At 59.6% G+C, this 26,783-nt stretch carries 27 protein-coding genes; 13 read left to right on the top strand and 14 right to left on the bottom strand.

Annotation, left to right across the window (positions count from 1 at the left end; translation table 11 throughout):
- Positions 1–58 precede the first annotated feature (58 nt).
- Positions 59–1,033 carry a porphobilinogen synthase gene (gene hemB, locus ACCC96_RS08795; RefSeq protein ID WP_413695578.1) on the top strand — a complete coding sequence of 325 codons (975 nt, stop codon included), beginning with the start codon at positions 59–61 and terminating at the stop codon, positions 1,031–1,033.
- 111 nt (positions 1,034–1,144) lie between these two features.
- Here the strand turns inward: hemB and ACCC96_RS08790 are convergent, their stop codons facing one another.
- Positions 1,145–2,674, bottom strand: a complete 1,530-nt coding sequence (locus ACCC96_RS08790) for an FAD-dependent monooxygenase (RefSeq protein WP_413695577.1) — start codon at positions 2,672–2,674, stop codon at positions 1,145–1,147.
- A gap of 177 nt (positions 2,675–2,851) precedes the next feature.
- Between ACCC96_RS08790 and ACCC96_RS08785 the strand changes: the two genes are divergently transcribed.
- Together ACCC96_RS08785 and ACCC96_RS08780 are read left to right on the top strand one after the other, a co-directional pair.
- Positions 2,852–3,946, top strand: coding sequence for a DUF1615 domain-containing protein (locus ACCC96_RS08785; RefSeq protein ID WP_258669856.1), 1,095 nt, complete (start codon positions 2,852–2,854; stop codon positions 3,944–3,946).
- An 81-nt stretch (positions 3,947–4,027) separates the two neighbouring features.
- Complete coding sequence (locus ACCC96_RS08780; RefSeq protein ID WP_019648379.1) at positions 4,028–4,648, top strand: glutathione S-transferase N-terminal domain-containing protein; 621 nt, start codon at positions 4,028–4,030, stop codon at positions 4,646–4,648.
- A 181-nt stretch (positions 4,649–4,829) separates the two neighbouring features.
- Here the strand turns inward: ACCC96_RS08780 and ACCC96_RS08775 are convergent, their stop codons facing one another.
- A complete protein-coding gene (locus ACCC96_RS08775; RefSeq protein WP_413695576.1) occupies positions 4,830–5,270 on the bottom strand; it encodes a CBS domain-containing protein in 441 nt (146 codons plus the stop codon).
- Between the two features lie 350 nt (positions 5,271–5,620).
- On the opposite strand from ACCC96_RS08775, the gene ACCC96_RS08770 reads away from it, so the two are divergent.
- Positions 5,621–7,981 (top strand): DNA polymerase II, encoded by a 2,361-nt coding sequence (locus tag ACCC96_RS08770; protein ID WP_413695663.1) that lies wholly within the window; start codon positions 5,621–5,623, stop codon positions 7,979–7,981.
- Here ACCC96_RS08770 and ACCC96_RS08765 read toward each other — a convergent pair.
- From ACCC96_RS08765 to ACCC96_RS08755, 3 genes are all read right to left on the bottom strand, one after another.
- A complete protein-coding gene (locus tag ACCC96_RS08765) occupies positions 7,946–8,416 on the bottom strand; it encodes a DUF1810 domain-containing protein (RefSeq protein ID WP_413695575.1) in 471 nt (156 codons plus the stop codon). The two genes, ACCC96_RS08770 and ACCC96_RS08765, sit on opposite strands and share 36 nt — an antisense overlap.
- Positions 8,417–8,446: 30 nt before the next feature.
- Complete coding sequence (locus ACCC96_RS08760; protein ID WP_413695574.1) at positions 8,447–9,268, bottom strand: aldo/keto reductase; 822 nt, start codon at positions 9,266–9,268, stop codon at positions 8,447–8,449.
- A gap of 144 nt (positions 9,269–9,412) precedes the next feature.
- The gene (locus ACCC96_RS08755; RefSeq protein WP_413695573.1) at positions 9,413–10,561 is read right to left on the bottom strand and encodes an aldose epimerase family protein; all 1,149 of its coding nucleotides are present in this window, start codon (positions 10,559–10,561) and stop codon (positions 9,413–9,415) included.
- 249 nt (positions 10,562–10,810) lie between these two features.
- On the opposite strand from ACCC96_RS08755, the gene ACCC96_RS08750 reads away from it, so the two are divergent.
- Both ACCC96_RS08750 and ACCC96_RS08745 read left to right on the top strand, forming a co-directional pair.
- Positions 10,811–11,560, top strand: a complete 750-nt coding sequence (locus ACCC96_RS08750) for a hypothetical protein (RefSeq protein WP_413695572.1) — start codon at positions 10,811–10,813, stop codon at positions 11,558–11,560.
- Positions 11,561–11,724: 164 nt separating this feature from the next.
- Positions 11,725–12,510: a sulfite exporter TauE/SafE family protein gene (locus ACCC96_RS08745; RefSeq protein ID WP_413695571.1), complete on the top strand. Its 786-nt coding sequence runs from the start codon at positions 11,725–11,727 to the stop codon at positions 12,508–12,510.
- On the opposite strand, the gene ACCC96_RS08740 is transcribed toward ACCC96_RS08745, so the two are convergent.
- A complete protein-coding gene (locus ACCC96_RS08740) occupies positions 12,492–12,887 on the bottom strand; it encodes a VOC family protein (RefSeq protein WP_007939410.1) in 396 nt (131 codons plus the stop codon). The genes ACCC96_RS08745 and ACCC96_RS08740 overlap by 19 nt on opposite strands.
- A gap of 164 nt (positions 12,888–13,051) precedes the next feature.
- Between ACCC96_RS08740 and ACCC96_RS08735 the strand changes: the two genes are divergently transcribed.
- Complete coding sequence (locus tag ACCC96_RS08735) at positions 13,052–13,588, top strand: DUF4174 domain-containing protein (protein ID WP_413695570.1); 537 nt, start codon at positions 13,052–13,054, stop codon at positions 13,586–13,588.
- A 296-nt stretch (positions 13,589–13,884) separates the two neighbouring features.
- Here the strand turns inward: ACCC96_RS08735 and ampC are convergent, their stop codons facing one another.
- On the bottom strand, positions 13,885–15,039 hold the full coding sequence (ampC, locus tag ACCC96_RS08730) for a class C beta-lactamase (protein WP_413695569.1): 1,155 nt from the start codon (positions 15,037–15,039) through the stop codon (positions 13,885–13,887).
- Positions 15,040–15,199: 160 nt separating this feature from the next.
- Here ampC and ACCC96_RS08725 point away from each other — a divergent pair, with 160 nt between their 5' ends.
- Positions 15,200–16,078, top strand: coding sequence for a LysR family transcriptional regulator (locus ACCC96_RS08725; protein ID WP_413695568.1), 879 nt, complete (start codon positions 15,200–15,202; stop codon positions 16,076–16,078).
- Positions 16,079–16,118: 40 nt separating this feature from the next.
- Here ACCC96_RS08725 and gudD read toward each other — a convergent pair whose 3' ends face one another.
- Both gudD and ACCC96_RS08715 read right to left on the bottom strand, forming a co-directional pair.
- Positions 16,119–17,462 carry a glucarate dehydratase gene (gudD, locus tag ACCC96_RS08720; protein ID WP_413695567.1) on the bottom strand — a complete coding sequence of 448 codons (1,344 nt, stop codon included), beginning with the start codon at positions 17,460–17,462 and terminating at the stop codon, positions 16,119–16,121.
- Positions 17,463–17,485: 23 nt separating this feature from the next.
- Positions 17,486–18,832, bottom strand: coding sequence for an MFS transporter (locus ACCC96_RS08715; protein ID WP_413695566.1), 1,347 nt, complete (start codon positions 18,830–18,832; stop codon positions 17,486–17,488).
- Between the two features lie 283 nt (positions 18,833–19,115).
- On the opposite strand from ACCC96_RS08715, the gene ACCC96_RS08710 reads away from it, so the two are divergent.
- Entirely contained in the window at positions 19,116–19,832 is a 717-nt protein-coding gene (locus ACCC96_RS08710) for a FadR/GntR family transcriptional regulator (RefSeq protein WP_413695565.1), read from the top strand.
- 36 nt (positions 19,833–19,868) lie between these two features.
- Here the strand turns inward: ACCC96_RS08710 and yegQ are convergent, their stop codons facing one another.
- Positions 19,869–21,194 carry a tRNA 5-hydroxyuridine modification protein YegQ gene (gene yegQ / locus ACCC96_RS08705; protein WP_413695564.1) on the bottom strand — a complete coding sequence of 442 codons (1,326 nt, stop codon included), beginning with the start codon at positions 21,192–21,194 and terminating at the stop codon, positions 19,869–19,871.
- Between the two features lie 175 nt (positions 21,195–21,369).
- Here yegQ and ACCC96_RS08700 point away from each other — a divergent pair, with 175 nt between their 5' ends.
- Positions 21,370–22,431: an AI-2E family transporter gene (locus ACCC96_RS08700; RefSeq protein WP_413695563.1), complete on the top strand. Its 1,062-nt coding sequence runs from the start codon at positions 21,370–21,372 to the stop codon at positions 22,429–22,431.
- Here the strand turns inward: ACCC96_RS08700 and ACCC96_RS08695 are convergent.
- The 3 genes from ACCC96_RS08695 to ACCC96_RS08685 all read right to left on the bottom strand — a co-directional run bounded on the left by ACCC96_RS08695 (position 22,428) and on the right by ACCC96_RS08685 (position 23,468).
- Positions 22,428–22,610: a hypothetical protein gene (locus ACCC96_RS08695; RefSeq protein ID WP_258669746.1), complete on the bottom strand. Its 183-nt coding sequence runs from the start codon at positions 22,608–22,610 to the stop codon at positions 22,428–22,430. The genes ACCC96_RS08700 and ACCC96_RS08695 overlap by 4 nt on opposite strands.
- Positions 22,611–22,711: 101 nt before the next feature.
- Positions 22,712–22,906, bottom strand: a complete 195-nt coding sequence (locus ACCC96_RS08690; RefSeq protein ID WP_007940421.1) for a hypothetical protein — start codon at positions 22,904–22,906, stop codon at positions 22,712–22,714.
- A 193-nt stretch (positions 22,907–23,099) separates the two neighbouring features.
- On the bottom strand, positions 23,100–23,468 hold the full coding sequence (locus tag ACCC96_RS08685) for a hypothetical protein (RefSeq protein ID WP_019579997.1): 369 nt from the start codon (positions 23,466–23,468) through the stop codon (positions 23,100–23,102).
- Positions 23,469–23,708: 240 nt separating this feature from the next.
- Between ACCC96_RS08685 and ACCC96_RS08680 the strand changes: the two genes are divergently transcribed.
- Entirely contained in the window at positions 23,709–24,527 is an 819-nt protein-coding gene (locus tag ACCC96_RS08680; protein WP_413695562.1) for a shikimate 5-dehydrogenase, read from the top strand.
- A gap of 188 nt (positions 24,528–24,715) precedes the next feature.
- A complete protein-coding gene (locus ACCC96_RS08675) occupies positions 24,716–25,234 on the top strand; it encodes a cupin domain-containing protein (RefSeq protein ID WP_019648396.1) in 519 nt (172 codons plus the stop codon).
- A gap of 179 nt (positions 25,235–25,413) precedes the next feature.
- On the opposite strand, the gene ACCC96_RS08670 is transcribed toward ACCC96_RS08675, so the two are convergent.
- Positions 25,414–26,061 carry a YceH family protein gene (locus tag ACCC96_RS08670; protein WP_019648397.1) on the bottom strand — a complete coding sequence of 216 codons (648 nt, stop codon included), beginning with the start codon at positions 26,059–26,061 and terminating at the stop codon, positions 25,414–25,416.
- A gap of 127 nt (positions 26,062–26,188) precedes the next feature.
- Between ACCC96_RS08670 and ACCC96_RS08665 the strand changes: the two genes are divergently transcribed.
- Positions 26,189–26,698 carry a DUF1993 domain-containing protein gene (locus ACCC96_RS08665; RefSeq protein WP_413695561.1) on the top strand — a complete coding sequence of 170 codons (510 nt, stop codon included), beginning with the start codon at positions 26,189–26,191 and terminating at the stop codon, positions 26,696–26,698.
- Positions 26,699–26,783 lie beyond the last annotated feature (85 nt).

Here is a 26,783-nt window from a genome sequence, read left to right as displayed (position 1 = left end):
CGCACCTTGCAGGGCATAAGCTTTGCGCCCTACGAATTTCGTCTCTTCAGGAAGGTCCATGTCCAGTCAGTTCCCCGAAGCACGTCCACGCCGTCTGCGCCGCAATGCGAGCCTGCGCAGCCTGTTCCAGGAAACCGAGTTCAGCTTGAACGATCTGGTGCTGCCGATTTTCGTCGAGGAAGAAATCGACGATTTCGTGCCGATCAAGAGCATGCCCGGGGTGATGCGCATTCCCGAGTCGAAACTGGCCGGCGAGATCGAGCGTTACGCCCGGGCGGGGATCAAGTCGGTGATGACGTTCGGCGTGTCTCATCATCTGGACAGCAACGGCAGCGACACCTGGAACGATAACGGCCTGGTGTCGCGCATGTCGCGCATCGCCAAAAACGCCGTGCCGGAAATGATCGTGATGTCCGACACCTGTTTTTGTGAGTACACCGACCACGGCCATTGCGGCGTGTTGCACCAGCACGAAGTTGATAACGACCAGACCCTGATCAATCTCGGCAAACAAGCCGTGGCCGCCGCCCGGGCCGGCGCCGATGTGATCGCGCCGTCGGCTGCGATGGACGGGCAGGTCCAGGCGATTCGCCGGGCGCTCGATACAGCGGGTTTCAGCCAGACCGCGATCATGGCCTATTCGACCAAATTCGCCTCGGCGCTTTATGGCCCGTTCCGCGAAGCCGGCGGCAGTGCGCTCAAGGGTGACCGCAAAAGCTATCAGATGAATCCGATGAACCGTCGTGAAGCGGTGCGTGAGTCGTTGCTGGACGAACAGGAAGGCGCCGACGCGCTGATGGTCAAGCCGGCCGGCGCGTACCTGGACATCATCCGCGACATCCGCGAAGCCTCGCGTCTGCCGTTGTCGGCGTATCAGGTGAGCGGTGAATACGCGATGATCAAATTCGCCGCCCAGGCTGGGGCGATCGATGAAGATCGCGTCGTGCGTGAGAGTCTGGGGGCGATCAAAAGGGCGGGGGCGGATTTGATTTTCACCTACTTCGCAATGGACCTGGCCCTGGCCGGGATCTAAACAATCAAAAGATCGCAGCCTTCGGCAGCTCCTACATTGAATGCGTTCGCCGCAATATTGCGGGTAAACATCGATCCTGTAGGAGCTGCCGCAGGCTGCGATCTTTGATCTTCAGACGATAAAAGGCCGTATCCCATGATCGCGGAAATACCGTTCGATCACCTTCGGATCGGCGCTGTAATCGGCGATCGCCACATAGGTATCCGGGCGCAGCAGGTAAAACCCGTTGCGCGCCAGTCCCACGGTTTCAAACACCGGTCGCCAGTCGAACACCTGCAACGGCAGGTGATGCGCGCTGCACCAGGCGATCATCTCGTCGCTGGTTTCGCCATACACATGCACCTGCCAGGTCAGGTATTTCAGCGATTCGAAGTTGTCCCCTTCATCGTCGTGGGCCCAGGGCAGGCGATCACCGCCGTGAATATGGCCGGTAACGCCCTCACTCAACGGCATACCGCGATAGTTGAGGGTGGTCTGTGACACCGTGCGAAACATGAACTCCCGGACGGCCTCGAACGAGATCATTTTCGGGATCAAAAAGGGCGCCACGCGCATGCGCATTACGTCGGCAATTGGCCCATCGGCCGTGACGAAATTGAACACCCGATCAGTGGTGGCCACCAGGCGCTGGGCAAAGGCGATGCGTTCGGTTTCATAACTGTCGAGCAGTTTGGCCGTGGCGCTGCCGCTCAACACCGCCGCGAGCTTCCAGGCCAGATTGATCGCATCGCCAATCCCGGTGTTCATGCCCTGGCCACCCGCCGGGCTGTGGACATGGGCAGCGTCACCCAACAGAAACGCGCGTCCGGTACGAAAGTGATCCGCTACCCGGTGATGCACGCGGTAGGTCGAGAACCAGTTCACCTGATCGATCTGCACCTTTAAATTCTCGATGGCCCGTCTGCTGACGTCTGCAAACTGGAGGGTTTCGGCGCGCTCGGCGCGTTCGTCGCGAACCGTGCCAATCAGTCGGGCGCGACCTTCGCTGGACAAAGGAAAAATGGCGAGAAAGTCGGCTTCGTCGAGGTCCACATGCAATTCACCGTTGAACGTCTGGCCGCGGGCCTGCACATCCGCCACGTAGAAAATCTGCTGGTAGGTGCCCCCCGGAAAATCGGTGTCCAGGGATTTGCGCACGATCGAGCGGGCGCCGTCGCAGCCAGCGAGGTAACAGGCCTGACAGGTTTGCTGTTGGCCATCGGGCAAGCGCAGTGTTGCGGTGATGCCGTCGCCGGTTTCCTCGAAACTTTGCAATTCGGTGTTGCGCTCCACCGTAATGCCAAAGGTCTCCAGGCGTTCGATCAGCAGTTGTTCGTGCTCGTCTTGCGGATAGATTTCCAGGAACGCATAGGGCGTCAAACCCTCGCCGATGGCGCTCAGCGGCAGGTGTGCGACCGGTTCGCCCTTGACCCAGAAATTCGCGGCGCACACTTTATGGCCGTGCTGCACCACGGCGTCGCTGAGGTCGAGCTGGCGATACAGCTCCAGCGTTCGGGCCTGTACTGCCAACGCGCGTGAGGTAGTACCGGGGGCCGAGGTCTTGTCGATAATCCGCACCCCAATCCCCAGCTTGCTCAGCCACAGTGCCAGGACCAGCCCGGTCGGGCCGGCACCGATGATCAGCACATCGCTACGGTTCATGAGCCTGTCCTCCTCGGTGTGTGGATCAAGTATGGTTCAACCGGGGGGCACTCGCAGGCTCGACAGCGGCTACGGCGAACGAGTTGCTACGGAACAGGGAGAGGGCGGCATAGTCATAGCCTGCGCCATGCCATTGATCGTATGGTTAACCCGGCTCAACGGATTTGATGGAGCACCATGCAAGCCAATCGATTGATCATGAGCGTGGCCGCGCTGTTGGTACTGGCCGGTTGCGGCACTCAGCGCCCTCAGGAACCGCCGGCCCGCAAGCCTGCCGAGGTCAAGGCCGAAATCGTCAGCCTGCTGCCGGCCAAAACGGTCGACCGCCAGGGCTGGGCCACGGATATCTACGCAGCGTTTGCCGCGCAAAAGATTTCGCCGACCACGCAAAACCTGTGTTCGGTACTTGCGGTCGCTGAGCAGGAGTCGACGTTTCAGGCTGACCCGCTGGTGCCAGGCCTGGGCAAGATCGCCCGGGATGAAATCGACCGCCGCGCCGATAAGGCCCACATTCCCAGCTTGCTGGTCAGCGGTGCCTTGCAGGTGCGTTCACCCAACGGCAAAAGCTACAGCGACCGACTGAGTGCCGCGCGCAGCGAAAAAGAGCTCAGCGCGATTTTCGATGACTTCATCGGCATGGTGCCCATGGGCCGGACCTTGTTCGGCGGCTTCAACCCGGTACACACTGGCGGGCCGATGCAGGTCAGCATCGACTTTGCCGAGCAGCATGTGCGGGATTATCCCTACCCGGTGAACGGCTCGATTCGTCACGAAGTGTTCACCCGTCGCGGTGGCCTGTATTTCGGTATCGCCCACTTGCTCGGTTATCCGGTGAGCTATAAGCAGCCGCTGTATCGCTTCGCCGATTTCAATGCCGGTTGGTACGCCAGCCGCAATGCGGCGTTTCAGAACGCGGTCAGTCGTGCGACGGGTATCCCGCTGGCGCTGGATGGTGATCTGGTGCGCTACGACTCGATCATGCCCGGCACCACGGAACTGGCGGTGCGCACCCTCGGCAAGCAATTGGACATGCGCAACCCGACCATTCGGGATCAGCTGGAGGAGGGTAAAAGTCTTCAGTTTGAGGACACCACGCTCTATCAACGCGTCTTCGCTTTGGCCGAACAGGCCGAAGGCCGGCCATTACCCCGGGCGGTGTTGCCGGGGATCGTGCTGCAAAGCCCGAAAATCACCCGAAAACTCACCACGGCGTGGTTTGCCAAGCGGGTCGACGAGCGCTATCAGCGCTGTATGAAACGCGCGGGAGGGTAACCGGGCAAGCTCGCACCCACAGGGTTCGCGCGCAGTCTTTGGCATCTGCTACAAAGAGAGAGTCGCAGAGGAGATTTAGTCATGTACCAGCTCTATGGGTATCAGAATTCGGGTGCAGCCGCCATCGAAGCCGCGCTGGAACTGTGCGAGGTTCCTTATCGCTTCATCGACGTATCATCGTCCCCGGAGGCGGTGCATGCGCTGGAGAAGCTCAACCCGCTCAAGCAGGTTCCCACTCTGCAACTGCCCGATGGCGGCGTTCTTGCCGAGAGTGCGGCCATCCTGATTCACCTGGGCCTTACGTTCCCGGAGTCGAACCTGTTGCCGGAAAATCCGATCAAGCGCGATCAGGTGATTCATGGTCTGGTGTACATCGTCAGCAATTGCTACAGCGCCATCGGCATCATCGATTACCCCGAGCGCTGGCTGGGCGAGGCGGACGAGTCGTCCCGGCAAAACCTCATGGCCGGTGCCCGCCGGCGCCTGCACTGGAATTGGGAGGTGTTTGCCGATCAATTCGCCGGCAAGTTGTACCTGGGCGATGGCAAGCCGGGCGCGCTGGATATTCTGGCGGCGGTGGTGACGCGGTGGGCGGGCACCCGGGAACACTTGCGCGTTGCGCGGCCGGGGTTCTTCGCCTGGCTCGAACGCTTCGACCGCCACCCGGTATTGGCGCCGGTCTTCTCGCGGCATTGGCCATAGGAACACATCAAACCAATGTGGGAACGAGCCTTTGTGGGAGTGGGGCTTGTCTGTGGCGAGGGAGCTTGCTCCCGCTGGACTGCGCAGCAGTCCCCTTCTTTTTAAGTAGAGAGTGGGGCCGCTTCGCAACCCAGCGGGAGCAAGCTCCCTCGCCACAAAAGCCCCCTCGCACAGTGTGAAATCACTCCCCGCGAATGTACTGCTCCAGCTGCCGAATCAGTTCAGCCTGTTCGGCAATGGCTTCCTTGACCAGGTCGCCGATCGACAGCAAGCCCATCAGCTTACCGTCCTCCACCACCGGCAAGTGCCGCAGGCGTTTGTCGGACATGATGCCCATGCAGGTTTCGACGGTTTGATGGGTGTCCACGGTGATCACCGGCGACACCATGATGTCGCTGACCGGTGTGCCGACGGAGGAGCGTCCCTTGAGCACCAGTTTGCGTGCATAGTCCCGCTCACTGATGATGCCGACCACCTTGCCATCTTTCAGGACCGGCAACGCACCGACGTTTTTTGCGGCCATCACCATCAGCGCTTCCAGCACCATTTGATGAGGCGCAATGGTGTGGACTTCCTGATTCTGTTCGGCCTTTAACTTGAGCAACTGGGCGACGGTTTTCATGACGGCTTCTCGGGTGTTGTCGTTGTCCTTGAAGAATCGTAGAGACAGGCTCACAGAGCAAGGTGCAAAGCGGCAGATAACACGCAAATAGCGTCATTCAGTGATTTTTCTTTGTAAACGCCCGCAACCCTCCCGGGCACCCTGCGCAATTGTGGCGAGGGAGCTTGCTCCCGTTCGGCTGCGTAGCAGTCGCAATCCGATAAACGCGGTGTGCCTGAGAGACCGTGTTGGCAGGTTTGAGGCCCGCTTCGCAGGCCAACGGGGCGGTGCGGCGTTCCGACAAGCCCCCTCGCCACACCGGCGATCACGCGTAGAATCACCACTTGAATCAGATCGTTGAGGTTGCAGTGGTGGATTTACAGCAGGGCTTCGTCCTGACCCGGCATTGGCGCGATACCCCGGCCGGCACCGAAGTCGAGTTCTGGCTGGCGACCGATGCCGGTCCTCGGCGCATCCGCCTGCCGCATCAACCGTCGGTCGCGTTCATTCCACAGGCCATGCGCGAGCAAGCCGAAACGGTGTTGCGCGGCGAAAAGAATGTTGAACTGCGGCCATTGGCGCTTCTGGACTTCGAGCACCGCCCGGTGCAGGGCTTGTATTGCCAGCAGCACGGCCAGTTGATGCGCCTGGAAACCGCACTGCGTAAATCAGGCGTCGAGGTATTCGAAGCCGACATCCGTCCGCCGGAACGCTACATGATGGAGCGGTTCATCACCGCGCCGGTTTTGTTCGGCGGCACACCCGGTGCCGACGGCCTGCTGCTCGACGCGCAAATGAAACCCGCCCCCGGCTACCGGCCGAACCTGCGGCTGGTCTCGCTGGACATCGAAACCACCGCCCAGGGCGAGTTGTACTCCATCGCCCTGGAAGGCTGCGGCGAGCGTCAGGTGTATATGCTCGGGTCGCCCAATGGTGATGACAACGGGGTGGATTTCCAGCTCGAATACTGCGATTCGCGAACCCTGCTGCTGAAAAAACTCAATGAGTGGTTCGCCCGGCACGACCCCGACGCCATCATCGGCTGGAACGTCGTGCAGTTCGACCTGCGGGTACTGCACGAACATGCTCGCCGCCTGGCGGTGCCGTTGAAGCTGGGGCGTGGCGGCGAAGAAATGCAGTGGCGCGAGCACGGCAACGGCAATCACTATTTCGCCTCGGCTGCAGGGCGGTTGATCATCGACGGCATCGAGTCGCTGCGTTCGGCGACCTGGAGCTTCCCCTCGTTCAGTCTGGAAAACGTCGCGCAAACCTTGTTGGGCGAAGGCAAGTCGATCGACAACCCGTACCAACGCATGGACGAAATCAACCGCATGTTCGCCGAGGACAAACCGGCCCTGGCCAAGTACAACCTCAAGGACTGCGAACTGGTAACACGGATCTTCGCCAAGACCGAGTTGCTGACCTTCCTGCTGGAGCGCGCCAGCGTCACCGGTTTGCCGGCGGATCGCAGCGGTGGTTCGGTGGCGGCCTTCACTCACCTGTATATGCCGCTGATGCACCGCCAAGGCTTCGTCGCACCAAACCTTGGCAATAAACCACCGCAGGCCAGCCCCGGTGGTTTTGTCATGGACTCGCAACCGGGGCTGTACGAATCGGTGCTGGTGCTCGACTACAAAAGCCTCTATCCGTCGATCATCCGCACCTTCCTGATCGACCCGGTGGGCTTGATCGAAGGGCTCAAGCACCCCGAAGATAGTGAATCGGTGCCGGGTTTTCGCGGTGCCCGTTTCTCACGGACCCGGCATTGCCTGCCGGCCATCGTCGCCCGGGTCGCCGAAGGCCGTGAAACCGCCAAGCGCGAACACAACGCGCCGCTGTCCCAGGCCCTGAAGATCATCATGAATGCCTTCTATGGCGTCCTCGGTTCCAGTGGTTGCCGCTTCTTCGATACGCGACTGGCCTCATCCATCACCTTGCGCGGGCACGAGATCATGTTGCGTACCCGCCAACTGATCGAAGCTCAGGGCCATGCGGTGATCTATGGCGACACCGACTCGACCTTCGTCTGGCTGCGTCGCCCCCATGGTCAGGCCGAAGCGGCGCAGATCGGCCACGCGCTGGTGGACCACGTCAACCAATGGTGGCGCGAGCATGTGAAGCAGGAGTACGGGTTGGAAAGTGCCCTGGAGTTGCAGTTCGAAACCCACTACAAACGCTTTCTGATGCCGACCATTCGCGGTGCCGAGGAGGGCAGCAAGAAGCGCTATGCCGGGTTGGTTACCCGTGCCGATGGCACCGACGAGATGGTCTACAAAGGCCTGGAAACCGTGCGCACCGACTGGTCGCCGCTGGCCCGGCAATTCCAGCAGGAGCTGTACCTGCGCATCTTCAAACGCAAGCCCTATCAGGATTACGTGCGTGACTATGTGCGCAAGACGTTGGCCGGTGAGTTCGATGAGCGCCTGATCTACCGCAAACGCCTGCGTCGGCCCCTGGATGACTATCAACGCAATGTGCCGCCCCATGTGCGGGCCGCGCGGATCGCCGATGACTACAACGATCAACAGGGGCGGCCACGGCAATATCACAACGGCGGCTGGATCAGCTACGTGATCACGGTCGCCGGCCCCGAGCCGCTGGAAGTGCGCAGCGCGCCGATCGACTACGACCATTACATCACCCGGCAGCTGCAACCGGTGGCGGATGCCATCCTGCCGTTCGTCGATGACGATTTCTCAACGCTGATTGGGGGGCAGTTGGGCCTGTTTTGAGTCCAGCAGCGACAGCGTCCAGTCATCCGGTATGCCGTGAAAGTACTGATCCAGCGCCTGATGAAACAGGCTGCCTTTTGGCGAAACCTGGGCGAACAGCGTCATCGATGAATGAAACTTGAGGTTGTCGGGGTGCCCGAAAATCTTGGTGATCGAACGTTGAGGAACGTCCAGCACCAATTGCGTGCAGGTACGCAAGCGCGGCCCCAGCAGCGGATGCTCCAGGTACGCCGCGGCTTCTTCACTGGAGTGAATGGCAAAGTAGCGGGACATTTCGCTGTCACCCAACCCGGCAAACTGCGGAAAGATGAACCACATCCAGTGCCGGCGCTTCTGGCCGGCGCGCAGTTCATCCTGAACCCACTCGAACACAGGATCCTGCGCCTGGATGAAGCGTGGCAAATTGAAAGAGTCGAGCTGATCGGTACTTCTCATGCCGATGCCCTCTGATAGATCCGCGATGGCTCAGACCATGGCCAACCGCTGCTTGCGTTGTGGCGCGCGAAACGCTTGGTCCAGCGCCTCCAGATCCCCGACTTCAAGCTGCAATTGTGCCGCTTGCGCGTTGAGCTGCACATGCTCGGGGTGGACCGCTTTGGGGATGGCGATCACCCCGTTCTGACGCAGAATCCATGCCAGCGCTACCTGCGCAGGTGTCGCCTGGTGACGGGCGGCAACCTGCTTGAGCGTCGGATTGGCCAGCATATGCCCGCCCTGGCCGATTGGACAGTAAGCCATCACCGGCATTTGTCGCTGTTGGCTCCAGGGCAGCAGATCGAATTCGATGCCGCGTTCTTCCAGGTTATACAGCACCTGATTGGTGGCGCAGGCCGGTGAGGCCAGTTCCTCCAGGTCGTCCAGATCGAAGTTGGATACGCCCCAACGGCCAATCTTGCCGTCTTCGCGCAGACGTTCGAAGGCTTCGACGGTTTCCTCGAGGGGATACTCGCCGCGCCAGTGCAACAGATAAAGATCGATGTAATCGGTATTCAACCGCCGCAGGCTGCGTTCACAAGCCTGGGGGATGCCTTTGCGGCTGGCGTTGAAGGGGTAGACCTTGCTGACCAGAAAAACCTGGTCGCGCAGGCCTGTGATGGCTTCACCCACCACCTCTTCGGCGCCCCCTTCGGCGTACATCTCAGCGGTGTCGATCAGGGTCATGCCCAACTCGATACCCAGGCGCAGCGCTGCAACTTCCTTGGTGTGTCGGGAGCGTTCCTCTCCCATGTGCCAGGTGCCTTGGCCGATGACCGGCACAGCGCGGCCGGCCAGCTCAAGAGTCCGCATGAATCCTCCTTGTCGAAGCCCGATCGATACTACAGTTGGCAGCAAAATAGCAGGGTGGTTCCGTCGTCATCATGAAAGATCGCAGCCCGCGGGGGCGGGGTGTACCCGCGATATCGGAGCTGCCGCAGGCTGCGATCTTTTGATCTACCGGGCGGAGAACCTGAACACCGTGGTCTGGGCATAAGTTTTGCCCGGATCCAGCCGCGTGGACGGGAAGGCCGGCTGGTTCGGCGAGTCCGGATAATGCTGGGTTTCCAGAGTAAAGGCACCCCAATGCGGGTAAATCTTGCCGGCCTTGCCCTTGACCGAGCCGTCGAGGAAGTTGCTGGTGTAGAACTGTACGCCAGGTTCGGTGGTGTAGAGCTGCAAGCGACGGCCGGATTGCGGATCGCTGACATCGGCGGCGAGTTTGCCCAGGTCGCCCTTGGCATCCAGCACCCAGTTGAAGTCAAAACCGCCGTGTTTCGGTTCGGCGAATTTCAACTGCGGGTGATCGGCCTTGATGTGTTGACCGATGGCGGTCGGTTGAGTGAAGTCCATCGGCGTGCCGGCGACCGGGGCCAGCTCACCGGTGGGGATCAGTTTGCCGGTGACTGGCGTGTAACGGGCGGCGTGCAAGGTCGCCAGCTGCTTCAGCACATCGCCGTTACCCGCGCCGGCCAGGTTGAAATAGCTGTGGTTGGTCAGGTTCAGCACTGTGGGTTTATCGGTGCTGGCCTTGTAGTCGATGCGCAGCTCATTGTTCTCGGTGAGGCTGTAGGTGACCTCGGTTTTCAGGTTGCCGGGGAAACCCATTTCGCCATCCGAGGACAGGTACGTCAGCGTCACACCCACCGAATCCTTGCCCTTGCTCGGTTCGGCTTTCCACACCCGCTTGTCGAAACCTTGAGCCCCGCCGTGCAGCGAATTGCTGCCGTCGTTGAGCGGCACTTGAAAGCGCTTGCCATCCAGCTCGAAGGCGCCGTTGGCCAGGCGATTGCCGAAGCGGCCGATGGTCGCGCCGAAGAACGCCTTGCCGCTTTGATAGCTCTGTACGTCATCGAAGCCGAGCACCACATCGTCGAGCTTGCCGTTTTTGTCCGGCACTTTCAGCGACTGGAGAATCCCGCCGTAGGTAATGACCGTGGCCTGCAGGCCATGGCTGTTGCGCAAAATGTATTGCTCGACGGGTGTGCCGTCATTGGTTTTGCCGAAGGCTTTTTGTTCGCTGGACAAACCAGTGGCGTGAGCGGAGAGGGTGGCGATCATCAGGGAGAGTCCGAGGCCGGAGAGCAGGTGTCGGGATTGAAGCATGGTTGACCTTCCTTTTTGTTGTTTTTAAGAAGTAGTCATACTAATGATCGTGCTTTAGCGCGATCAAGGAAGGATTTATAGCCTATGTCTTGAGTATTGCAATTAAAAAGTATTACTAATGAGTGGTCGCTTTCAGAGTGACCAGCGCTTACGGACCACCGGCACTGCACTTTTCCAGCTTTCACGGTTCTATCCTTGGGCAGCCTGCGGCGATCCCCACCGCCGGCCCATGCCCAAGTTCAAGAACCCATGGCTCGAGTTTTACCCCGTTTTACCCTGCACATTCGCCGTCATTGCTTGCTGCTGATAAGCCTGTCGATGCTCCTCGCCAGTGGTTGCAGCCATCAGCCGGGCAACGATGTCATCAGCCAGTTTCGCGATGGCAAACCCCAGGAATTCCTCCAGACCAGCGTCGACCGCATGGCGACCCTGACGATGCGCGACAACCTCGAAAGCCTCTACCGGCTGATGAACAAGCTCTACCTGCGCAACCCGCAGGAGCTGAAAAAATCCGGCTTCCTCGATGTCGGCACCGCAGAAAAGCAGGTGCGCATGGCCATCGAACAGCAAGAGCCGCTGCCCACCCTCGGCGGCAAAAAAGACCTCGCGGCGCTGAGCTTTGCCATGAGCCCGGAATTCCTCGGTGACCGGGTCGGCGCGTTCATCTATGCCATCGGCAGCATGCTGGTGACGGCCCATGGCAATCGACTGGAGTTCTACATGACGGATGCGCTCAACCCGACCTTCGTCAGCAATGCTGCGCGCAACATCGAAAAAGCCACCTGGATCTTGAGCCAGCGGCAAAACAGGCAAGGCGAGCCCTTGCTGTTTTCCAACGAAATCTCGGAGGAGGGCAGCAACCTGAGCTTTGCCGTGGAGTTCGGCAAAATCGTCGCGCGACTGGACCTGCTGACCCAGATGCTCGACGAGCGGTACCGGCGGATCGGCCTGAACTACGCCCAGAGTCTGCTGTTCCTGAATTTTTTGCCGGTGCAGTGAGATGTCGGATAAAGCGCAATTCTTGTGGGGTTGGTATTGAGGGGGAAGTCGCTGTTTCAAATCGGTGAATTGGCATAACGATAGACCGCATCGATATATGTGGTTATAAGAAAAATCGCTATGCTGCTGACCGGTTTGTTTCCTGCGAATTTCTGGGCGTATTAATGGATTTCGGTAATTTCGGGTTGGTCGTGGCGGGTCTGGTGGTCGGCTTTATTGTCGGCATGACCGGTGTTGGGGGCGGTTCGTTGATGACGCCGATCCTGCTGTGGTTCGGCGTTAACCCGGCCACGGCGGTGGGCACGGACTTGCTGTACGCGGCCATTACCAAATCCAGTGGTGTACTGGTTCATCGCAAGAACAAGAACATCGACTGGGCGATCACCGGTTGGCTGACCCTCGGCAGTGTGCCGGCGGTAGCCCTGACGCTGTGGTTCCTGAGCACTTTGCAAACCTCGCCCGAGGCGATGAACGCCGTCATCAAACAGGCGCTGGGCTTCGTATTGTTCGCCACGGCGCTGGCGATTTTCTTCAAGAAACGCTTGCTCGATTTCGCTCACAAACGGGCGGGTGGCCAATACAACCCCAGCGGCTCCCGGTTGAATGTGCTGACCGTGATCACCGGCCTGGTGCTCGGTACCATGGTGGCCCTGACTTCCATCGGCGCCGGCGCCCTGGGCACCGTTGCGCTGTTCATCCTGTACCCGCTGCTACCCACTCGTCGCCTGGTCGGCACCGAAATCGCCCACGCGGTGCCCCTGACCCTGGTCGCCGGCCTCGGCCATGCGAGCATGGGTAACATGGACTGGCACGTCCTGGGTTTCTTGCTGGTCGGTTCGTTGCCTGGGATTTACCTGGGCAGCCATTTGACCGGGCGCATCTCCGACGAACTGCTGCGTCCGTGCCTGGCGACGATGCTGGTGCTGATCGGCTACAAACTGGCGTTCTGATCCGATACCGCTTCCCGAGTAAAAATCTCCAGCAGATGCCCGTCCGGGTCATCGAAATACACCCGCCGGCCACCGGCGTAATCGTTGATCTCGTTGGGCCGCTGCTTACCGGGGTCGGCCCACCACGGCTGCTTGATCGCCTGCAGGCGAGCGAAGGCCGCATCGAAGTCGTCGTCACCAATCAAGAATGCATAGTGCTGGGACGCGATGGGCGGGTCGTTGTTGTAGAAATCCAGCGACACCCCGTTATCGAACTTGACCACCAGCATCGGCCCGAACGGCTCGGGATCGGGCAGGCCGAGGAGGTCGGTCAGGTAGCGTGCCGAAACCTGTTTGTCACGGCACCAGACGATGGTGTGGTTCAGCTGAGCGCTCATGGATAAACCCTCACGATGAATCAGCTATGAGATTAGCTCAGGCTGTTGCGCAATGACCGCCCTGACCTAAGCTTGGGCAAGGCGGAACACAATCGCGGTGCATCGCCCGGAACGATCACCGCGATGCGCAATCATTAGAGCGTGGATATCAAAAGGAGATGCGCATGCTCATCAGGTCTTTGACCCTGGCTACCCTGTTGGCTTTCGTCGGTCCTTCATTCGCCGCCGATGACGATTCCCCTCTGGTTAAAGACGTGGGCCGGGCTCGACCCCTGATTGTCATCGCGCCCAGTTCGGTGGACCCGGTTTGGCTCAACCTGAAAAAATCACTGGACGACTCTGCCAACCGCAAGGGCTTCACCGATCGAAACATGGTGCTGTACACCGTGATCAATACGATGGGCCAACGGGACGGCAAAGACCTCGACCCGCAATCGACGATGGCGCTGATCCGCTCGCTCAAACTAGGCGCCGGCGCGAAGAGCAAAATCATCCTGATCGGCAAGGATGGCGAAAAGAAGCTTGAGCAGTCGGATGCGGTCGAGTTGAAAGAGATATTCAACACCGTCGACCAGCTGCCGACGGCCGAGAAGGAAGCAACGGTACCGGTGCCAGCGCCGGTGGCTGAAGTCGCACCGGTCAAAGGTGCTAAAGGCAAACCGGCGAAGCCTGCCAAACCGGCTGAGCAACCGGATGATTGAATTGCGCTGAGTCCTTGTGGTGAGAGGGCTTGCCCCATTGGGCGACCTCAACAGGTCGCCCATTTTTCTGCCAACGGAAATCTGAAACTTGGTGATCCATTGTGGCGAGGGAGCTTGCTCCCGTTCGGCTGCGTAGCAGTCGTAAACCCTGCACCCTAGGCCTACCTGATGTACCGCGGTGACTGGTTTGGGGCCGCTGCGCAGCCCAGCGGGAGCAAGCTCCCTCGCCACAGGTTCTGTGCCAATCCGGCCAATGATTTCCAGGCTCGGCGGCTGCTACGGGGCGTCGCCCTCGGCTATTTGGTCAGCGCACTCAAAATCTGGTGAGCGATTTTGATCCGCTCCGGATTCGGGTAGTTTTTGTTGGCCAGGATCACGATGCCGATGTCCTTCGCCGGGATAAAAGCAACGTAGGCGCCGAAGCCGCCGGTTGAGCCGGTTTTGTTGATCAGCACAGTGTCGCGTTGAGGTTGTGGCGGGGTCAGCCACTGGACTTCATGAGCCTCCATCGCCATCTGCGACGAGTTGCCAGCCAGCAATGTATCGAGCTTCACCGGGTAGTTGTAGAGCTCCCATCCCAACCCTTGAGTCATCTCGCCAACCCGGTAATAACCGGTGTGAGTGCTGGCGATGGCTTGCTGCAAAGGCTTTTCCAGCGACGCGGGATTCATGTTCGCCTCAACATAGCGAAGCAAATCTGCGGCGCTGGTTTTCACGCCATATGCTTCAGAATCCAGTGCCCCCGGCTCGACCCGCACAGGTTTGTCATCCTTGCTGTAACCCTGGGCGTAAAGCCCCATCTGATCCTGCGGCACTTTGAGGTAGCTGTGCTTGAGGCCGAGTTTCGGCAGCAAGGTTTTTTCCATCAGATCATCGAACGGCGCCCCCATGCTGTGGGCCGCCAGATAGCCGAACAACCCAAGGCTGGGGTTTGAATACTGGCGATGAGTGCCGGCGGCGTAAGTTGGTTTCCACTGCTTGAAATAGCCGAGCATTTTGTCCTGATGGTCTGCCTCGCTGGGGAATTGCAGGGGCAGGCCGCCGGCAGTGTAGGTGCCGAGTTGCAGCACGCTGATGTTATCGAACGCGCTGCCGTGCAAGGCCGGGAGTACCTGGCTGGCGTTGTCCGACAAGGACAGTTTGCCGCTCGCCTGGGCATAGGCGGCGAGGGTGGCGGTGAAGGTTTTGCTCACCGAACCGATCTCGAACAAGGTGTTTTCGGTGACGGCTTTACCGTTTTCTTTCGAGGCCACGCCGTAGTTAAAGTAATGCGGCTGACCATGGACGGTGATTGCGACCGCGAGGCCAGGGATCTGCTGTTGCTGCATCACCGGTTCGACGGCGGCCTTCACGATGGTTTCGATGCGCTCGTCAGCAAAGCTGTGGCTGGCACCGAGGAGAACTGCGAAAGCGCTGCAAGATATGAGTTTCTTCTGATTTTTTTTAAGCATGATTGAGACACTGTCCATGATTATTCGTGGTGTTAACCGCTACACTCCGAGCGGTTTTTCAAGGCGGTCCGCTGTTGGGCGAGCCAAATCTAGGCAGTTTGGCGAAGACCGGCAAACGACGATATTTCAGATGAGCCATTAGAAAATTTTGGGGGCTGGCATGATTCGACCTCATTTGCCGCTGAATGCGCTGCGCGCTTTCGAGGCTTCGGCGCGCCATTTGAGTTTCACCCGGGCGGCCGTGGAGTTGTGCGTCACGCAGGCGGCGGTGAGTCATCAGGTCAAAAGCCTTGAGGCTCAGCTTAACGTAACCTTGTTCAAACGCCTGCCTCGCGGCCTGATGCTGACCAGCGAAGGGGAAACGCTGTTGCCGGTATTGCGCGAATCCTTCGACCGGATCGCCGAAACCCTGGGGCGTTTCGAGGGTGGGCATTTTCGTGAGGTGTTGACGGTGGGCGCCGTGGGGACGTTCGCGGTCGGTTGGCTGTTGCCGCGATTGGCGGATTTTCAGCAGAAACATCCGTACATAGATTTGCGCCTGTCGACTAATAACAACCGGGTGGACGTGGCCGCTGAAGGTCTGGATTACGCCATTCGCTTTGGCGCGGGGGCGTGGCATGGGATTGAAGCGGTGCGGTTGATTGAGGCACCACTGTCGGTGCTCTGCGTGCCGGAGATCGCTCGGCAATTGCACACGCCAGAGGATCTGTTGCAACAAACACTGTTGCGCTCCTATCGCACGGATGAGTGGCCGGAGTGGTTTCAGGCGACCGGTCTTTCGGCCCATGCCGTGCTGCCCCGAAGCATCGTCTTCGATTCGTCGTTGGCGATGATGGAGGCTGCGTTGCAAGGTGCAGGTGTGGCATTGGCGCCGCCGCTGATGTTTGCCCGGCAACTGGCGGCGGGCGCAATCGAGCAACCGTTCGCCATCGGGATCACCACCGGCAGCTACTGGCTGACCCGCTTGCAGTCGCGCCCCGAAACGTCGGCGATGGCGGTGTTCCGGGGCTGGCTGCTGCAAGCAGCCCAGATGAAATAGTGTGAACACCACTCTTTGTGGGAGCGGTGTTTCCAGAGGTTTAGCGCACCAGGCACGGCCGCTTGTTATCGAACTTCCATCCCGGAATCAGAAACTGCATCGCCACGCTGTCATCCCGCGCGCCGAGCCCCATGCCTTTGTACAGCTCATGGGCCTTGGCCAGTTGATCCGTGTCCAGCTCAACCCCCAGGCCAGGCTTTTTCGGTACTTGCACGCAGCCGTCGACGATTTGCAGCGGCGCCTTGGTCAGGCGCTGGCCGTCCTGCCAGATCCAGTGGGTGTCGATGGCGGTGATCTCGCCCGGCGCGGCGGCCGCGACGTGGGTGAACATGGCCAGGGAAATATCGAAGTGGTTGTTGGAATGCGAACCCCAGGTCAGGCCCCATTCATGGCACATCTGCGCCACCCGCACCGAGCCCTGCATCGTCCAGAAGTGCGGGTCGGCCAAGGGAATGTCCACCGACTGCAACTGGATCGCGTGGCCCATTTCCCGCCAGTCGGTGGCGATCATGTTGGTCGCGGTTTTCAGGCCCGTGGCCCGACGAAACTCGGCCATGACTTCACGGCCCGAGTAACCGTTTTCCGCCCCGCACGGGTCTTCGGCGTAAGCCAGAACGTGATGCTGATCCCGGCACAGGCGGATCGCTTCCTTGAGCGACCACGCGCCATTCGGATCGAGGGTGATGCGCGCATCTGGAAAGCGCTCGGCGAGGGCCGTGACCGCTTCGATTTCCTCGTCGCCGCTCAACACGCCGCCCTTGAGTTTGAAGTCCTTGAAGCCATAGCGGGCGTGAGCGGCGACCGCCAGGCGCACCACGGCGTCGGCGCTCATGGCTTTTTCGTGACGTACGCGGAACCAGTCATTGTCGGCATCCGGCTCATTGCGATAAGCCAGATTGGTTTCGTTGCGATCACCGACATAAAACAGGTAGCCGAGCATCTTCACTTCATCACGCTGCTGACCTTCGCCGAGTAAAGCGGCGACCGGCACGTCCAGGTGCTGGCCAAGCAAGTCGAGCAGGGCGGCTTCCAGGCCGGTGACCGCGTGAATGGTGATGCGCAGGTCGAACGTCTGCAAACCGCGACCGCCGGCATCGCGATCGGCGAAGGTCTGGCGCACTTGATTGAGGATCTTCTGGTAGGTGCCGATCGGGCTGCCGACCACCAATGAACGCGCGTCTTCCAGGGTCTGGCGAATGCGCTCGCCACCAGGCACTTCGCCGACGCCTGTGTGGCCGGCGTTGTCTTTGAGGATCACGATATTGCGGGTGAAGAACGGGCCGTGGGCGCCGCTCAGGTTGAGCAGCATGCCATCGTGGCCGGCCACCGGCACAACCTGCATGCTGGTGATGATCGGGGCTTTTGCGGCTTCTTGTGGGTTCATTTTTTTGTCCTTTAAACCAATGTTCAAGCGTGATTCGGCGCTGGTTTGCCCAGTGCAACGGCCGGTGCGGGTTTCGGTTTATTGCGCGCGGCGAAGACGATGATCGCGGCGATGATCGAGGTGGCGGCCAGGCCGTAGAGCCCGCCCTGGATTGAACCGGTGTGCTCTTCCAGCAAACCGAAAGTGGTCGGCGCCACGAAGCCGCCGAGGTTGCCCACCGAGTTGATCAGCGCGATCACGCCGGCAGCGATCCGCGCATCCAGGTACGCCTGGGGAATCGGCCAGAACAGTGACGAAGCCGATTTGAAACCCAATGCGGCGAAGCAGATCGCAACAAAGGCGAAGATCGGCCCGCCGGTGGTGGACATGAACATCCCTGCCGCAGCGATCAGCAGGGCAGTGGCGACCCAGGCTTGCTGGTGCTTCCATTTGCCCGACAGCGAGGCAAAGGCGTACATGCCGACGATCGACAGCAACCACGGAATCGAGTTGAACAGGCCGACCTGGATGTCGCTCAGGTCGCCCATTTTCTTGATGATGCTCGGCAGCCAGAAAGTCGCGGCATAGATAGTCAATTGAATGAAGAAGTAGATCAGGCAGAACAGAATGATCTGGCGGTCCTTGAGCAGTGTGCCCAGCGACGGTTTGATCGGCGTCGCGGCTTCGCGGGCCAGTTGTTCGTCATCGATGGCTTTGACCAGCGCGTCCTGTTCAGCCAGGGTCAACCATTTGGCGTCGTGGGGTTTGGAGTCCAGCCAGCACCAGACGAACACGCACAGCCCGACCGAGAACATGCCCTCGATGAAGTACATCCACTGCCAGCCGTGCATGCCCCAACCGTTGATTTGCAGCAGCAGCCCCGACAACGGGCCGGAGATCAGCGACGCAATCGCCGAACCGCTGAGGAAGATCGCAATCGCCTTGCCGCGTTCCACGCCGGGCAACCAGCGGGTGAAGTAATAAATCACCCCGGGAAAGAATCCGGCTTCGGCCACACCGAGTAGAAAGCGCAGGATGTAGAAGTGGGTTTCGTTCTGGATGAATGCCATGCAGGCGGCCACCAAGCCCCAGGTCAGCATGATGCGGGTCAGCCAGATTCGCGCGCCGACTTTTTGCAGGAGGATGTTTGAGGGGACTTCGAACAGCGCGTAACCGATGAAGAACAGACCGGCACCGAGGCCGTAGGCGGCAGCGCCAATCCCTAAGTCATGTTCCATGTGGGCGCGGACGAAGCCGATGTTCACGCGGTCGATGTAGTTGACGATGAACATGATCACGAAAAGCGGCAGGACGTGGCGTTTCACTTTCGAGATGGCGGACTTCAGGACCGAATCAGCGCCATCGTGCATCCCTGGTATGGATGTATTCACTTGTTTTTCTCCCACTCGTTATTTTTATGCGGGGTGTGGCTGGATGTTGCGTTGTTGATAGACATCATACAACTGGTTTTTTTGATTCGACAAGCGCTCCGGTCCAATAAAATGGCTATTTGTTTGGTGTTTTCTATGCTTTTTGTGGTCGGGCGCGGGGCTTTGATGGTGTTGGAGTGGTCAATTTGTTGAGTGTTGTCATACAAGTTTGGTGCTGTTTTCTGAAGATTCCAGGCGATCCCGGTGCTACGATCCGGGTAGCCCTGCTTTACGGATAATCACCATGCGAGAAGACATCGACGCACCCGCCCGCAAGCGTGCCCACAACCTGGCCCATGACCTGGTGGCCAAGCTGACCCAGAGCATCCTGCTCGGCCAGATGCTGCCGGGGGACAAGCTGCCGTCGGAGAACTCGATTGTTCAGGAGCATGGGGTCAGCCGCACGGTGGTGCGCGAGGCGATTTCGAAATTGCAGGCTTCAGGGCTGGTGGAAACCCGTCACGGCATCGGCACCTTTGTCATCGAGCGCGCACCGGAGCAGGGGTTACGGCTGAATGTCGATACCGCGCTGGGCGTGCGCAGTATTCTGGAGTTGCGCATGGGCCTGGAAACCCAGGCCGCCGCGCTGGCAGCGGTGCGTCGTACCGATCAGCAATTGGCGCAGATGCGTGAAGCGCTGGATGACTATCAAAGTTTGCTGGCCAACAACGACAGCTGCGTCGAGGCCGACAAACGTTTCCACCTGCTGATTGCCGAAGCCACCGGCAATGTATGCTTCACAGAGATCATGCAGCACTTGGGCAATGCGATGATTCCCCGCACCCGCGTCAATGCCGCCGAGCGCGGGTCAGCGGACTTGAGCAAGCTGGGGCAACTCGCCAACCTTGAACACGAGGCGATTCTCAACGCCATCAAGCGCCAGGATCCGGATGCTGCGCGGGCGGCGATGTGGTTGCACCTGACCAGCAGCCGCGACCGCTTTTCGGCGGGTGGCAGCTGATTCGTCAGTGACCTGTGGGAGCGGACTCGATGATTTTCAGCTCACACCAACATCGCGCATCAGCAATCCATAACGCAAATCCACCGCATCCGGAATCGGCAAATACACCGTGTGCCCATCCCCAGGCGCCACTTCAATCGCCTCGCCCCTGAGGTTCTGCAGTTGATGCAGGTCGAAGTGGAAGTTGCCCTTGGGCGTCATCAGTTCCATGTGATCGCCCAGGCCAAAACGATTCTTCACCCGCACCTCGGCCAGCCGATCACGGCGTTCGCCGGTCAACTCCCCAACGAACTGTTGGCGCTCTGAAACCGAGCTGCCGTTCTGGTAGTTCTGGTATTCGTCATGCACGTGCCGGCGCAGAAAACCTTCGGTGTAGCCGCGCTGAGCGAGGGACTCCAGATCAGTCATCAAGCTGCGATCGAACGTCCGGCCTGCCACCGCGTCATCAATCGCGCGGCGGTACACCTGGGTGGTGCGCGCGCAATAGAAATGCGATTTGGTCCGGCCTTCGATCTTCAGTGAATGCACGCCCATCTGTGTCAGGCGCTCGACGTGCTGGACGGCACGCAGGTCCTTCGCGTTCATGATGTAGGTGCCGTGTTCATCTTCGAATGCCGGCATCAGTTCGTCAGGGCGATTGGCCTCTTGCAACAGGAACACCTGATCGGTCGGCGTGCCGAGGCCCAGGGTGGGTTCGGGTGAGTGGTGCTGGACGATTTCACCCAGTTGATTTTCGCTGGCCGGTGTCGCCGAGTATTTCCAGCGGCAGGCATTGGTGCAGCTGCCCTGATTGGCGTCACGCTTGTTCATGTAGCCCGACAACAGGCAGCGCCCGGAATAGGCCATGCACAACGCGCCGTGTACGAACACTTCCAGCTCCATCGCCGGGACGTGCTGGCGGATTTCGGCGATTTCTTCCAGCGACAGTTCGCGGGACAGGATGATTCGGCTCAAGCCCTGTTGCTGCCAGAACTCGACGCTGGCCCAGTTCACCGTGTTGGCTTGCACCGACAGGTGGATCGGCATCTGCGGGAAGTGCCGGCGCACCAGCATGATCAGGCCGGGATCGGACATGATCAGCGCGTCCGGCGCCATGCCGATCACCGGTTCCAGATCCTTGAGGAACGTTTTCAGCTTGGCATTGTGCGGGGCGATGTTCACCACTACATAGAAGCGCTTGCCTTGAGCCTGGGCTTCGCTGATGCCGAGCGCGAGGTTGGCGTGATCGAATTCGTTATTGCGCACCCGCAGGCTGTAGCGCGGCTGGCCGGCGTATACCGCATCGGCACCGTAGGCGAAGGCATAACGCATGTTTTTCAGGGTGCCGGCAGGGGCGAGCAGTTCCGGGGGGATGAGTGGCATGGCGCAAGTCATGGCAGTGTCGATCGCAAAAGCCGGCAAGGGTAAGCGGCCTGCACGCGGGGTTTATTGATCTGGATCTATGCTTGACCAACAAACAGATGGCACTCGCGCCAACCGTGGCGGACTAAACATAAGGACGCGAATTTTCGCCTCTGCGCATTGGCATGGACCGGACATGAACGAAACGAAGCTCCAGAACACTTCGCTGATGGTCTTGCTGGCTGTGGTGACCGTTGCCTTCGTCTGGATTCTGCTGCCGTTCTACGGTGCGGTGTTCTGGGCGGCCATCCTCGGCATTCTGTTTGCGCCCTTGCAGCATCAATTGCAGCTGAAGTTTGGTTGGTCACGCAACCTGACGGCCCTGTGCACCTTGAGTCTATGTGTGCTGATTGCGATCCTGCCGGTAATCATCATCAGTACCTTGCTGGTTCAGGAGGGCGCGGCGCTTTATGGCCGAATCGAAAGCGGCGAACTGGACATTGCCGGGCATGTGTCGCAGTTCAAGCACAGCCTGCCGCTGTACTTTCAGCACTTGCTCGATCGTTTCGGCATGGGTGAGCTGAGCGGGCTTCGCGAGAAAATCATCAAGAGCATGATGCAAGGCAGTCAGTTTCTGGCGTCCCAGGCGTTCAGTTTTGGCCAGGGGACGTTCGATTTCGTGGTGTGTTTTTTCATCATGCTCTATCTGCTGTTTTTCTTTCTGCGGGACGGGTCTGAACTGGCGCGCAAAGTACGCGCGGCGATACCGCTGGAAGATAACCAGAAGCGTCGCTTGCAACTCAAATTCAATCGGGTGGTGCGGGCCACGGTGAAGGGCAGTTTGCTGGTGTCGATCACGCAAGGGGCGTTGGGCGGGTTGATTTTCTGGTTTCTGGATATCCCGAGCGTGCTGCTCTGGGCGGTGTTGATGGCATTCCTGTCGTTGTTGCCGGCGGTGGGGGCGGGCATCGTCTGGGTGCCGGTGGCGGCGTACTTCCTGCTCAGCGGTGCGATCTGGCAGGGCACGGTGCTCGCGTTGTTCGGGGTGTTCGTGATCGGGTTGGTGGACAATGTCCTGCGACCGATCCTGGTGGGCAAGGACACCAAAATGCCCGACTACCTGATTCTCATCTCGACCCTCGGCGGCCTGGCGATTTTCGGCCTGAACGGTTTTGTCATCGGCCCGTTGATTGCCGCATTGTTCATGTCGAGCTGGGCGATTTTCGTCGATACCAAACAGCGGGTTCAGCTGCCTTAAGCGCTGAGCTGGCCTGAACCGATGCGTTGCGACAGGGCCTGGGCGTCGGGAAGCGAAGTGAGCGGACCGCTGATCGGTTCGCCGTCCTGCACCAGATACCAGCAGGCGAGCAATCCCAGCGCTCTGAGTTGTGCGGGAACGGCGCTGCCGATAACGGACATAATCTGAACCTGAGCCATAAGTACCTCCATCAATCTATGGGGCTACCTTACGGATCGGACGCTTGAACGGACAATCAACGCTTTCGATAGTCGTCATTGATGCCGGTGAGTGTTGGCGGTCAGTCCACGACTTGATCGAGCATATGCATGACTTCCTGTTCATTGAGCAGGCCTTTGCGCACCAGGTTTTGCGTCAGCAGCGAGAGAAACTTGGCGCTGCGATGGCCTTCCAGGTGCTTGAGCTCGGTCAGTGCGTTGTACACCTTGCTGGAAGTGCACAAGCCGACAATGCGGTGCGGGTTTTGTGTGGGCATGGCGTCGTCCTTGTTTTTATCAAACTGTTGTTTATGGACAGATCAAGCTTGCGGGCCTGTGATGACATAAATATGACCAACTTTACCTGCCGGTACTGTCCCGACAGCGACCTTGACGAGATTTATTCAGACTTCGCTCACCCTGCGGCCACAAAAAAGGCCCCGCTGTTGAGGCGGGGCCTGATGAGTCTTGTTACCAGCGGTCGTCACGGTAATAACCATGGGGATGGCCATAGTAACCGCGCGGTGGGCCATAGTAGCCGCGTGGTGGACCGTAATAAATCGGTGCCGGGCGGTAGTACATCGGTTGTTGGACGTAGACCGGCGCCGGTTGATAGTAGACAGGCGGTGGCTGTACGTAGACCGGTTGAGGTTGAACATAAACCGGTTGTTCTACATACACCGGCCGGTCGCGACCAATGATTGCCGAGCCGATGATTGCCGAGCCGACGATCGCACCAAACACAGCCGGACCTTCCCAGCCACGACCACCTGCTTCTGCCTGCCCTGCGATAGCGAGAGCACCGATCAGCAAGGCTACTGTGGGGATTTTACGGATCATGATAAGTCCTCGGTTCTTCGACCCGGCGCTCGCGTCTGCAATAGACACAAGTTGTCGCGGGGATACTTCTAAGACAGCGTTTTTTTGAAAATCAGCACAGCCGTTGGGTAAATTTTGTGTAAGGTCTGTACCGGTTTCTTTACGGTGCTGTCTGGTACAGACATACCCTTATGATCGACCACAATCGGGTGGAATTGTTAATTCCGTCCATCTGAAAGTGCTATTGAAGGAGAGATTCGGATGCAGATGAACCCCAACAAAGACACCCAGTTGTGCATGTCACTCTCGGGGCGCCCCGGCAATTTCGGCCTGCGGTTTCACAATCATCTGTACGAACAACTGGGGCTGAATTTTTACTACAAAGCCTTCAGCAGCCAAGACCTGACGGGGGCTGTCAGCGGTATTCGTGCGTTGGGCATTCGCGGTTGCGGCGTGTCGATGCCGTTCAAGGAGGCCTGCATCGCGCTGGTCGATGAGCTGGATGCATCGGCCGAGGCCATTCAATCGATCAACACTATCGTCAACACCAATGGCCACCTCAAGGCCTACAACACTGATTACATCGCCGTCGCCCAGTTGCTCGAAACCCACCAGGTGCCCAAGGATTCGACCTTTGCCCTGCGCGGCAGCGGCGGCATGGCCAAGGCCGTGGCCAGCGCCTTGCGCGATGGCGGCTACAAAAACGGCCTGATCGTGGCCCGCAACGAAAGCGCCGGGCGTGCCCTGGCCGAATCGCTGGGTTACCAATGGCAGGCGGAACTGGGTGCTCAACGCCCGCAGATGCTGATCAACGTCACGCCGATCGGCATGACCGGTGGCCCGGAAGCCGATCAACTGGCGTTTCCCCCTGAAGCCATCGCTGCTGCTGAAACTGTCTTCGATGTAGTGGCAATCCCCTCGGAAACACCGTTGATTGTGCGTGCTCGTGCTGAAGGCAAACGAGTCATCACCGGGCTCGAAGTGATTGCGATCCAGGCGCTGGAACAGTTCGTGTTGTACACCGGCGTGCGACCGACCGATGAGCAGTTTCAGAAGGCCGTGGCGTTTGCCTGGAGCTGATCATCCCCAAATGTGTTGGCTGTACTGGCCCCTTCGCGGGCAAGCCACGCTCTGCGCTGACCTTGTGGGAGCGTGGCTTGCCCGCGATTGCCGCTACTCGGTCACCCGCCATTGCCGTGAAAATCCCGGCCTATACTGCTCGCCAGCAAGCGAAGACTTGCTCTCCCGTCACCGAGACCGAGGTTCTCATGCATCCCGCCATTCTCAACCTGGATCAGGTCGAACTTGTACCGCTGCCCGAAGGTTTTGCCCCCACCGGTGAAGCCGCCAACCGCTATCAGCAACGCCAGGCCCGCATCGGCCAGCAACTGGGCGCGCAAAAGCTGGGTTATCGGTTGTACGCCCTGGAGCCAGGCATGCGCGGCAGTCCGTTTCATAGCCATCGGGTCAACGAAGAGATGTTCTACATCGTGGCCGGGGAAGGGGAGGTTCGCCTTGGCGCCGAACGCTTTCCGATCCGCGCCGGGGACGTGATCGCCTGCCCGGCGGGAGGGCCTGAAACCGCGCATCAGATCATCAACAACAGCCAGGGCGAGTTGCGCTATCTGGCGGTCAGCAGCCAGCAATCACCGGACATTTGCGAATACCCGGACTCCGGCAAATACGTGGTGATGGACGACTTCAAAGTCGATGCCAAGGGCAATGCGTCAGGCTTCGTTGCCGTCGCGAGGCAGGCCGATGGCGTGGATTACTGGGACGGGGAGTAGCATTTCAGACTGTGGCGAGGGAGCTTGCTCCCGTTCGGCTGCGAAGCAGTCGCGAACCCGGCGAACCCGGCGAACCCGGTGTGCCAGATGTGATGCGTTGACTGCTTTGGGGCCGTTTCGCGACCCACCGGGAGCAAGCTCCCTCGCCACAGGGAGCTCGGCACATCGGGAGCACGGCTTTATTCGAGGCGCGCCAGGCGTTCTTCCAGTGCCGCGATTCGCGCTTCAAGCTCTTCGATTCGCTCAACCGACACGCCGCCACCGGTGCCACGTTCCGCCGGGTTCTGTCGGGCCGCAAGGATCGCTTCGATATCCGCCGGATCGCCCAGCGCATGCATGTAACGATCTTCGCGCTGGCCGGCCTGGCGCGGAATCAACAGCGCCAGGCCTCGGGCGATCAAGCGCTCCAGTTGATGCACCACCTGTTCGGCATCTTCGAAGTCATGCATGCGGCCGCTGCGGGTCAGCAGTTCGTTGACCGTCTGCGGGCCGCGCAGGAACAACAGCCCCGTCAGAATCACCTGGGCCGGCACCAGTTCCAGCGCCTTGTCGACCCGATGTTCCCAGCGGTCGGCACGGCTGCCCATCACCAGCCGGGTGAAGCCGCGACCTTCAAGGGCCCGCAGGCTCTGGCCAACCTGGCCCTGGCTGAGGTTCATCACCGGTTCGCGGCTGGTTTTCTGGTTGCAGGCAATCACCAGGGCATTGAGGGTCAGCGGATAGGTTTCCGGGCTGGTGGCCTGTTTCTCGATCAACGAGCCCAGAATGCGGATTTCCGTGCTGTTGAGCCGCGGTTCGTCGAAGGTCGTCTCTTGTTCAGTGCTCATCGCGCTTTTCCCTAGGCAGTCGAGCCGCCTAGCCTAATCCTTGCTGGATAAAAGACAAGTCGCAGGGCGCGCCGGCATGGCTATAATCGCTCCACGTTTTTTACTCCCGTCACCACACGAGACTGCCATGACTATTTCCCTGTACGCCGCTTCCGTTCCGGTTTTCCAGCAAATGCTCAACGCCCTGAGCAACAACCTGAGCAAGGCTGAATCCCACGCTACCGCGAAAAACATCGACCCGAACGCGTTCCTGCAGGCCCGTCTGTACCCGGACATGTTCCCGCTGGTGCGTCAGGTGCAGATCGCCGTTGATTTCGCCAAGGGCGTTTCGGCGCGTCTGGCTGAAGTCGAACTGCCGAAATACGACGACACAGAAACCACCTTCGCCGAACTGCAAGCATTGATCGCCAAGGTCCTGGCCTTCATCGGCGAGATCAAACCCGAGCAGATCGACGGCAAGGAAGGCATCGAAATCGTGACCCGTCCTGGCACTCCTAAAGAGAAGCGCTTCACTGGCCAGGCTTACCTGCTGAGCTACGGTCTGCCACAGTTCTTCTTCCACGTCACCACCGCTTACGCGCTGCTGCGTCACAACGGTGTGGAAGTGGGCAAGCGCGATTACATGGGCGCGTTCTAAACCACCCATGTCTAGTCCTGAAATAGGTTTACACCTGTTTCACCCCAACGCCCGATGCACCGCATCGGGCGTTTTGTATTTCAGG

Origin of the sequence: Pseudomonas sp. Pseusp11 (assembly GCF_047304405.1) — a bacterium.
Classification (GTDB): domain Bacteria; phylum Pseudomonadota; class Gammaproteobacteria; order Pseudomonadales; family Pseudomonadaceae; genus Aquipseudomonas.
This window is presented reverse-complemented; position numbering and strand designations above follow the sequence as displayed.

Bases quoted from the DNA above. Each gene is read 5' to 3' on its own strand.
- hemB (WP_413695578.1), top strand. From the start codon at position 59: ATGTCCAGTCAGTTCCCCGAAGCACGTCCACGCCGTCTGCGCCGCAAT.
- ACCC96_RS08790 (WP_413695577.1), bottom strand. From the start codon at position 2,674: ATGAACCGTAGCGATGTGCTGATCATCGGTGCCGGCCCGACCGGGCTG.
- ACCC96_RS08785 (WP_258669856.1), top strand. From the start codon at position 2,852: ATGCAAGCCAATCGATTGATCATGAGCGTGGCCGCGCTGTTGGTACTG.
- ACCC96_RS08780 (WP_019648379.1), top strand. From the start codon at position 4,028: ATGTACCAGCTCTATGGGTATCAGAATTCGGGTGCAGCCGCCATCGAA.
- ACCC96_RS08775 (WP_413695576.1), bottom strand. From the start codon at position 5,270: ATGAAAACCGTCGCCCAGTTGCTCAAGTTAAAGGCCGAACAGAATCAG.
- ACCC96_RS08765 (WP_413695575.1), bottom strand. From the start codon at position 8,416: ATGAGAAGTACCGATCAGCTCGACTCTTTCAATTTGCCACGCTTCATC.
- ACCC96_RS08760 (WP_413695574.1), bottom strand. From the start codon at position 9,268: ATGCGGACTCTTGAGCTGGCCGGCCGCGCTGTGCCGGTCATCGGCCAA.
- ACCC96_RS08755 (WP_413695573.1), bottom strand. From the start codon at position 10,561: ATGCTTCAATCCCGACACCTGCTCTCCGGCCTCGGACTCTCCCTGATG.
- ACCC96_RS08750 (WP_413695572.1), top strand. From the start codon at position 10,811: ATGGCTCGAGTTTTACCCCGTTTTACCCTGCACATTCGCCGTCATTGC.
- ACCC96_RS08745 (WP_413695571.1), top strand. From the start codon at position 11,725: ATGGATTTCGGTAATTTCGGGTTGGTCGTGGCGGGTCTGGTGGTCGGC.
- ACCC96_RS08740 (WP_007939410.1), bottom strand. From the start codon at position 12,887: ATGAGCGCTCAGCTGAACCACACCATCGTCTGGTGCCGTGACAAACAG.
- ACCC96_RS08735 (WP_413695570.1), top strand. From the start codon at position 13,052: ATGCTCATCAGGTCTTTGACCCTGGCTACCCTGTTGGCTTTCGTCGGT.
- ampC (WP_413695569.1), bottom strand. From the start codon at position 15,039: ATGCTTAAAAAAAATCAGAAGAAACTCATATCTTGCAGCGCTTTCGCA.
- ACCC96_RS08725 (WP_413695568.1), top strand. From the start codon at position 15,200: ATGATTCGACCTCATTTGCCGCTGAATGCGCTGCGCGCTTTCGAGGCT.
- gudD (WP_413695567.1), bottom strand. From the start codon at position 17,462: ATGAACCCACAAGAAGCCGCAAAAGCCCCGATCATCACCAGCATGCAG.
- ACCC96_RS08710 (WP_413695565.1), top strand. From the start codon at position 19,116: ATGCGAGAAGACATCGACGCACCCGCCCGCAAGCGTGCCCACAACCTG.
- yegQ (WP_413695564.1), bottom strand. From the start codon at position 21,194: ATGCCACTCATCCCCCCGGAACTGCTCGCCCCTGCCGGCACCCTGAAA.
- ACCC96_RS08700 (WP_413695563.1), top strand. From the start codon at position 21,370: ATGAACGAAACGAAGCTCCAGAACACTTCGCTGATGGTCTTGCTGGCT.
- ACCC96_RS08695 (WP_258669746.1), bottom strand. From the start codon at position 22,610: ATGGCTCAGGTTCAGATTATGTCCGTTATCGGCAGCGCCGTTCCCGCA.
- ACCC96_RS08690 (WP_007940421.1), bottom strand. From the start codon at position 22,906: ATGCCCACACAAAACCCGCACCGCATTGTCGGCTTGTGCACTTCCAGC.
- ACCC96_RS08685 (WP_019579997.1), bottom strand. From the start codon at position 23,468: ATGATCCGTAAAATCCCCACAGTAGCCTTGCTGATCGGTGCTCTCGCT.
- ACCC96_RS08680 (WP_413695562.1), top strand. From the start codon at position 23,709: ATGCAGATGAACCCCAACAAAGACACCCAGTTGTGCATGTCACTCTCG.
- ACCC96_RS08675 (WP_019648396.1), top strand. From the start codon at position 24,716: ATGCATCCCGCCATTCTCAACCTGGATCAGGTCGAACTTGTACCGCTG.
- ACCC96_RS08670 (WP_019648397.1), bottom strand. From the start codon at position 26,061: ATGAGCACTGAACAAGAGACGACCTTCGACGAACCGCGGCTCAACAGC.
- ACCC96_RS08665 (WP_413695561.1), top strand. From the start codon at position 26,189: ATGACTATTTCCCTGTACGCCGCTTCCGTTCCGGTTTTCCAGCAAATG.